Here is a 1,875-nt window from a genome sequence, read left to right as displayed (position 1 = left end):
ATCATCGAGGCGCCCTTCAGCATCATGGCGATGCCGCGGGCGGTGGTGGCGTCGTCTTCAACCAGGAGAGCACGCATCTTGGAGGAGGTCCTGCGGCAGGCGGGGAGGGGAAGGAACAGGTCAGGTCAGGTCAGATGAAGAGCAAAGCGGGGGACGAGCCGGCTCAGGAATGCAGCGGCTGGCTGGGGTCGGGCAGCAGCTGGGACAGGCCTGCCATCAGCGCCTCGAATTCAGCCCCCACCTCGTCTGTGGCACCGGCGTCACTCAGCTCCGGCATGCAATCGAGCACGTCCTGCAGGTAGTCGGCGGCCTGGAACAACGGCCTGGCGCAAGCCTCGCCATGGTCGACGGCCAGCGTGGCCAGGTGCTGCAGCAGGGTGATGGCGGTGTCGAGGGTGGAGGCGGGGCGGCTGGTCAGGGACATCGGTTTCACCGAGGGGTTATCACTCAACCTTGAGTAGCGGTGTTGTGAAGGAAAACTCCACACACGGGAAGTCTCAATTTCACGTCTAGTTGTCCTATTCGATAGAAGACGTGCAGACGGCCGCGTAACTGAGACTTCTTGCATGTTGAAAAGGCTTGAACTGCTGATTTTCATGCGCTGAGGGAGGATAAATTACAAAATAGCAATCCGATGAAAGAAACCACAGGTTGAGTGTGCTGTGAGCTTCAAAGCAGGTACTGCTCTGCCAAATCCCTTTGGCAGGCCATTTTGTTCAGCCCTTGGGCGGCCTCAACTCCGTAGGTTCTGGCCAAACCGTGGAGCTGCCGATGCAGCAGCAGGTCGCGCTCATGAATGGCGTCCTCGGCGGCCTGCTGAGCCGCTGCGGCCTCCGCATGGGCTTGCTCCGCCTCCACGTAAGCGACGTGCAGCGCCTCCCTGACAAGGGCGATGAACAGGCCGGATCCGAGGAAGAGAGCGACACTGATCGCTGTTTCAGCGTTCGGTATGGCAAAGGAATAGAAGGGTGGAACGAAGAAGTAGAGCGCCAGCACCGTGCATCGTGCGCGGCGAGGCAACGATGCAAGATCGGGCCGCCGTGTGGCTGCGCAGCGTGAGCCGCGAGGTCGCCGCAGTCTATGAGAGGAACCCGCCTCCTCGCGTCGGCTGACGCTGAGGCAGTGACCTGCCCCCCGTAGAAGTGGACCGCCGATCATGTGAGATCGGTGGTGCAGTTCGGAGGGTTGGGATGGCTCGCAAGCAGCATAAGCCGGAGGAGATCGTGGCCAAGCTCCGGCAGGTCGAGGTTTTGGTGGGTCAGGGCAAGACGGTGGCCGAGGGTGCTCGGGCGATCGGGGTGACGGAGGCCACATATTATCGCTGGCGTGCGGAGTATGACGGCCTGAAGTTGGATCAGGTGCGTCGGCTCAAGCAGCTCGAACAGGAGAACAGCCGCCTCAGGCGGGCAGTATCGGACCTGACGCTGGAGAAGCTGATCCTCAAGGAAGCCGCCTCGGGAAACTTCTGAGCGCTGCCCGTCGCCGGGCCGCCGTGAACCACGTCACGGCGGTGCTGGATGTATCCGAGCGGTTGGCCTGCCGGGTGCTGGGCCAGAACCGTTCGACGCAGCGCAAGCGGCGCCGGACGGCCGACGATGAGGCAGCGCTGACCCAGGCCGTGATTGCGTTGGCCAAGCAGTATGGCCGCTACGGCTATCGGCGGATCACTGCCCTGCTGCGCGCTGAGGGTTGGACCTGTAACCACAAGCGGGTGGAGCGGATCTGGCAGGCCGAGGGGCTGAAGGTGCCGCCGCGGCAGCCGAAGCGCGGGCGGTTGTGGCTGAATGACGGATCCTACCTGTCTGGTTGTGAGACCTCCTTGGCAGCTTCAGCGATGAGGCGTGCGCGGGCGACATCGTCAGGTCCGGCGCGTCC

2 protein-coding genes and 1 pseudogene are annotated in these 1,875 nt (G+C 63.0%); 1 reads left to right on the top strand and 2 read right to left on the bottom strand.

Annotated elements, in window-relative coordinates; all coding sequences use genetic code 11:
• Nucleotides 1–163: 163 nt before the first annotated feature.
• Both D2K64_RS23430 and D2K64_RS23425 read right to left on the bottom strand, forming a co-directional pair.
• Nucleotides 164–424: a hypothetical protein gene (locus D2K64_RS23430; protein ID WP_120010818.1), complete on the bottom strand. Its 261-nt coding sequence runs from the start codon at nt 422–424 to the stop codon at nt 164–166.
• Between the two features lie 245 nt (nt 425–669).
• Nucleotides 670–996: a DUF4118 domain-containing protein gene (locus D2K64_RS23425; RefSeq protein WP_157986102.1), complete on the bottom strand. Its 327-nt coding sequence runs from the start codon at nt 994–996 to the stop codon at nt 670–672.
• Nucleotides 997–1,190: 194 nt separating this feature from the next.
• On the opposite strand from D2K64_RS23425, the pseudogene D2K64_RS23420 reads away from it, so the two are divergent.
• Nucleotides 1,191–1,795, top strand: a pseudogene (locus D2K64_RS23420) (IS3 family transposase); the annotation flags it as partial.
• Nucleotides 1,796–1,875: the final 80 nt, after the last annotated feature.

It is taken from the genome of Teichococcus vastitatis (assembly GCF_003604215.1).
Lineage (GTDB): Bacteria > Pseudomonadota > Alphaproteobacteria > Acetobacterales > Acetobacteraceae > Pseudoroseomonas > Pseudoroseomonas vastitatis.
This window is presented reverse-complemented; position numbering and strand designations above follow the sequence as displayed.